This window comes from Paraburkholderia bannensis (assembly GCF_014200455.1).
Classification (GTDB): Bacteria; Pseudomonadota; Gammaproteobacteria; order Burkholderiales; family Burkholderiaceae; genus Paraburkholderia; species Paraburkholderia bannensis_A.
In genome coordinates this window covers 1-4,339 of the sequence record NZ_JACHBW010000053.1, presented here as the reverse complement: position 1 = coordinate 4,339, position 4,339 = coordinate 1, and the positions used below count along the sequence as shown (strand labels likewise).

The 4,339-nt window shown below is 58.5% G+C and carries 6 protein-coding genes; 2 read left to right on the top strand and 4 right to left on the bottom strand.

What is annotated here, in order from left to right:
- Nucleotides 1–219 precede the first annotated feature (219 nt).
- Nucleotides 220–954: a metallophosphoesterase gene (locus F4827_RS34705; protein WP_183733925.1), complete on the top strand. Its 735-nt coding sequence runs from the start codon at nt 220–222 to the stop codon at nt 952–954.
- 30 nt (nt 955–984) lie between these two features.
- On the opposite strand, the gene F4827_RS34700 is transcribed toward F4827_RS34705, so the two are convergent.
- The 4 genes from F4827_RS34700 to F4827_RS34685 all read right to left on the bottom strand — a co-directional run bounded on the left by F4827_RS34700 (nt 985) and on the right by F4827_RS34685 (nt 3,606).
- Entirely contained in the window at nt 985–1,446 is a 462-nt protein-coding gene (locus tag F4827_RS34700) for a hypothetical protein (protein ID WP_183733922.1), read from the bottom strand.
- A gap of 199 nt (nt 1,447–1,645) precedes the next feature.
- The gene (locus F4827_RS34695) at nt 1,646–1,861 is read right to left on the bottom strand and encodes a DUF3820 family protein (protein WP_183733919.1); all 216 of its coding nucleotides are present in this window, start codon (nt 1,859–1,861) and stop codon (nt 1,646–1,648) included.
- Between the two features lie 263 nt (nt 1,862–2,124).
- A complete protein-coding gene (locus F4827_RS34690; protein WP_183733917.1) occupies nt 2,125–2,970 on the bottom strand; it encodes an MBL fold metallo-hydrolase in 846 nt (281 codons plus the stop codon).
- A gap of 75 nt (nt 2,971–3,045) precedes the next feature.
- Complete coding sequence (locus F4827_RS34685) at nt 3,046–3,606, bottom strand: sugar ABC transporter (protein ID WP_183733915.1); 561 nt, start codon at nt 3,604–3,606, stop codon at nt 3,046–3,048.
- A gap of 166 nt (nt 3,607–3,772) precedes the next feature.
- Between F4827_RS34685 and F4827_RS34680 the strand changes: the two genes are divergently transcribed.
- On the top strand, nt 3,773–4,339 hold a 567-nt coding region (locus tag F4827_RS34680), incomplete at its 3' end, for a LysR family transcriptional regulator (protein ID WP_260175579.1).

Below are 4,339 nucleotides of genomic sequence, written 5' to 3'. Positions count from 1 at the left end.
CCACTCTTCGTCCGATACGTCCGTTGGGTAGGGTCTGCGTTTTTTCATCCCGCCAGGGTACCAGGTCTGGCCGAAAGTTCATAACACCTTCTAGGTTTGTATGCGCGAAGTCGTCTGGTCATGGTTTGCTTCTTCGATAAAGCCATGCATTAGACATCCGGTGACGAATCGATGACAATCGCCTTGTTCCGGATTTAAAGGCTGGAGCCTGTCCGCCCCATGAAAATCGCAGCCATTTCCGATATCCACGGCAATCTAGCGGCGCTCGATGCCGTATTGGCGGATATACGCAGTCAAGGCGTCGATCTGATCGTCAATCTGGGCGATATTCTCTCGGGCGCGCTTTACCCATCGCAAACGGCCGACCGGCTCATGGCGCTGCGCCTGCCGACGATCAAGGGCAATCACGAACGCCAGTTGCTGGCCGGAGAACCATCACGCATGGGGCCGTCCGATCGCTTTGCACACCATGCGCTGCGTGAAGATCAACGTGCGTGGCTGCGCGAGTTGCCCGCCACGCTCAGACCCGCCGACGACGTGCTGCTCGTGCATGGCACGCCCTCAAGCGATCTCGACTATTTCCTGGAGACCGTGACGCCAGGCGGCTGCCGGGTCGCGACGCGCGCCGAAGTCGCGAGCCGTGCGGGCGATGCTCAGGCCGCGCTGATTCTGTGCGGGCACACGCATCTGCAACGATCGATGAGGCTCGATGACGGACGGCTGATCGTGAATCCCGGCAGTGTTGGGCTGCCCGCCTATGAAGACGATCATCCCTTCCCGCATCGCATGGAAGCGGGATCCCAGCATGCCCGTTACGCCATCGTCACGAAGCATGCATCGCATTGGAATGCGGAGTTTAGAGCCGTCGATTACGACTGGAACGAGGCCGCGAAAGTGGCCGCATCGAATGAGCGGCCGGAATGGGAAAGGGCGCTGCGAACGGGATTCTGCTGAAGCGCGATCGAGCGATTCCCAGGCGTGGATTCAATGCACGATCAATGCATTGGACTGCGCATTACCCGCACCGGCGGCGATATTGATGCCGATATTTCCGCTTGCGCCAGCGAGCGCACCTGCACCGAGCGATGCGCTCGCGCTACCGGCGATCAACCGTATGACGGCATGCGTACTTTGTTGCGTGACGATTTCCGCCTGGGACGTGGTGGCCAGAACGAGCTGATTGGTCTGCGCGTTGAGCGCGCCCGCCGCCAGATTCACGCCGACATTGCCGCTCGCGCCGCGCAAAACGTCCGCGCCCACCGCGGCCGTTGGGCCGCTGATTTTCGCGCTGCCGCCGATGTCCTGCAATGAGGTCAATTTGACCGATGAGAAAACGGTGCTGCTGTCGTCGTCCGACAAAGCCGTCGCTGTGCCCGCGAACGTCGGCGCAGCGCCCACACACGTTGCGGCACAAATGGCTGCGGCGAAAAACATACGGACTTTCATCGGTGGCTCCCGGCGTGTGTGAATCACACGAATACTTGCGATATCGACCTACGCCGGGTAAGTTGGAGTCAGGGTTTTCCCTGGTATTTGTGCTGGCGCTGCCTGAACGGCCGCTTCGTCGCCTGTCACATGGCAGCATGCGCTTGCGCGGCGACACACTCGAAAATTCGAAGTGACCAGGCGTGATGCATTAGCCGCGCTAACCGCGTTTGCGTAGCGGCGCGAGCAGGTCGCGCAGGCCGTTATGATCCATCTCCTGCATCAAGGCAAGGAGGCGGCCGATCTCTCCAGGCGGAAACCCCTCGCGGGCGAACCAGTTGAGGTAGTGCCCTGGCAGGTCGGCGATCAGCCGGCCTTTGTACTTGCCGAAGGGCATGGCGAGGGTGACGAGGCGTTCGAGGTCTGGGGCTTGCATGGCAGATATTGTGCATGTTTTCAGGCGCGCAAGCGTTCGCGGCATCGCTCATACGCAACGCGTCGCTTATTAAACCGCTTAAAGTCCTCGGGCCTCTGCCGTTAATCGGGAAAGGGCAATCGCTGAATTCCGGGGGGCAATGGTGTGCCCGATGCGGGACAAGCTGGTCTGGGGCACACCGATAGCGCCGCCGGTTCTGCGCACGATCTTGCGCTGGAGCGTTACATGGAGAACGTTGGCGCAGGGCGGCTGCGATAAGCGGCTCACTCTTCGGTTTCGTAAAGCAGCTCGTATTGCCCATTCGTTCGTTTGATGCGCGCGAAGCCGGGTTGGCCCAAATGCATTCCGGCAATCAACGTGCCCTCTGAACTGACCCAATCCAGAAGCCGCGATCGCGTTGCGGCCGCCTGTGATGCGTGCTGGTCGAAGGCGATCGTGACATCGGGCCGTTTGATCTGGATATGGGGGAAATGCACGATATCGCCCCAAACCAGCAAGCTCTGATTACCGGATTCAAGCGCATATCCGGTGTGTCCATCAGTGTGTCCCGGTAGCGCAATCGCCTTGATACCCGGTAACACTTCTCCGCGATCGAAAGTGCGGAGCTTGTCGCGGTATGCGTCGAAGACCTTGCGCGCTATATGAAAGTTTCCACGCGCCCGCTCGCTTGCGCGCGCCAGGTTTGCATCGTCCTGCCAAAAATCCCGCTCTCGATAATGAGCCACTAGCTCGGCATTAGGAAAGCAGCGTTGCCCGGTTGGGTCGAGCAGTCCGCCGACATGATCGGGATGCGCGTGGGTCAGCAGGATCGTGTCGATCTCGCCTGCTTCGACGCCAGCAAGCGATAAATTGGCTTTCAATTGGCCGCCCCATTGCCTGATTCCGCCCGCACCGGCGTCGACCAGAACCGTTCGGCCCTCAGTTCGTATCACGTAGCAGTTTATGTGCACGGAATCAGGCTCTTTTTGTCCTGCATCGCTTTGAATCCTGAGCGCCTGAGATGGGTCGATATTGGAAAGAGCGTTCAGGTTGGCGGTGAGGTAGCCATCGCTGATTGCGGTGATAGTGAAATCTCCAACTCGCTGAATGGGAAACGTAACGTTGGGCACAATTATTCTCCACGGGCACTTTTCAATTGCGTGCATGAATGCTGGATGCGGTAACGCCAGAACAACCGATACGTGTTAAGCATCGCAGCTCTGCTTTTGCTGTCCGGCCGCAAGGACGCGTGAACTTCTGAGTTGCCCGGTTATCGGCGCGTAAAGGTGCACCTGTTGAGAAATATTCCGGAAATGATCGATATCGTGGCGTGACGCCTTTGCAAGCCAGCGATGTTCTGGAGTTCGCTCCAGCGCGACTGCGTGCAGGGCCAGCGGTGATAGACCCAACTGGATCAGCGATTGGGGGCTGTTCGCACACAGTACGAGTAACTCATCCGCATCGACCGCCGGCGCCAGCCCGATATCGCTATAGAGATTGCGATGCCAGTCGGTGATATGTTGCTGCCACTTTGCGAAATTGCCACCGCCTTTCCGGCGATATTCCTCCCCCGTCAGCACATCGATTCCGTCGATGGTATGGACGGCGAGGTAGGTCGGGCAGCCGTCGCTCAAAGCCCTGAAGCGTTGCGATGAATGGAAGCCGGTCACGGATATCAGCGCGGGCAGCTTTTCGAGGCTGTAGAAGTCGTTCCATTCGGCCTCGCTAAGGGAATCGGCGAAGCTGCATTCCACGGTATAGATCATCGGATTGGTCTCCACGTCGATTGAGGATATCGCAGCGAACGATTCATGTTCATTGCGGTAACAGAATGCTAATCTGACGTTGTCCGCTCAAACAGCGATATAACGTCAGCCTTCAATGACATTTGATCAAGCTGATGCCGCACGTAGTCCAACCAGCAAAGACCCAATGCGACGTAAGATCCCGAGCAATACCGCGCTGCTGGCCTTCGAAGCCGCGGCTCGACATGGCAGCTTTGCCCGCGCAGCCGAAGAGCTGGCGCTGACCGAAGGAGCCATCAGTCGCCAGATTGCTCGGCTGGAGATGTTTCTGGGTGTTGCGTTATTCGAGCGCGTGGGGAATCGGGTACGGCTTGCGCCCAATGGCGCACGTTACGCGGTGCAGGTCCGCGAAACGCTCGATCGACTGGAACGGGACAGTCTTTATCTGATGGGGCAGCCTCTTGACGGGGCGAGTATCGAGATCGCTGCGATTCCTACCTTCGCTACGCGTTGGCTCATTCCCAGGCTCAAGCGCTTCCAGAATCTGCATTCCAACATTACCGTGCATATTGCCGAGCGCATGGAGCCATTCGTTCTTCCCGGCAGCGGTTTCGACGCAGCGATTCATTTTCAGCACCCCGCATGGGCGGGTATGCATACTGAACCGCCCCGGGTTTTGTGGAGGCTCCAACTCTTGAGAGAATGGAGCCATGAACAAGAAGGTAACCAAGTTTTCCCCGGAAGTCCGAGAGCG

What these genes read in the sequence shown, in the direction of transcription:
- F4827_RS34705 (WP_183733925.1), top strand. Translation starts at nt 220, where the DNA reads ATGAAAATCGCAGCCATTTCCGATATCCACGGCAATCTAGCGGCGCTC.
- F4827_RS34700 (WP_183733922.1), bottom strand. Translation starts at nt 1,446, where the DNA reads ATGAAAGTCCGTATGTTTTTCGCCGCAGCCATTTGTGCCGCAACGTGT.
- F4827_RS34695 (WP_183733919.1), bottom strand. Translation starts at nt 1,861, where the DNA reads ATGCAAGCCCCAGACCTCGAACGCCTCGTCACCCTCGCCATGCCCTTC.
- F4827_RS34685 (WP_183733915.1), bottom strand. Translation starts at nt 3,606, where the DNA reads ATGATCTATACCGTGGAATGCAGCTTCGCCGATTCCCTTAGCGAGGCC.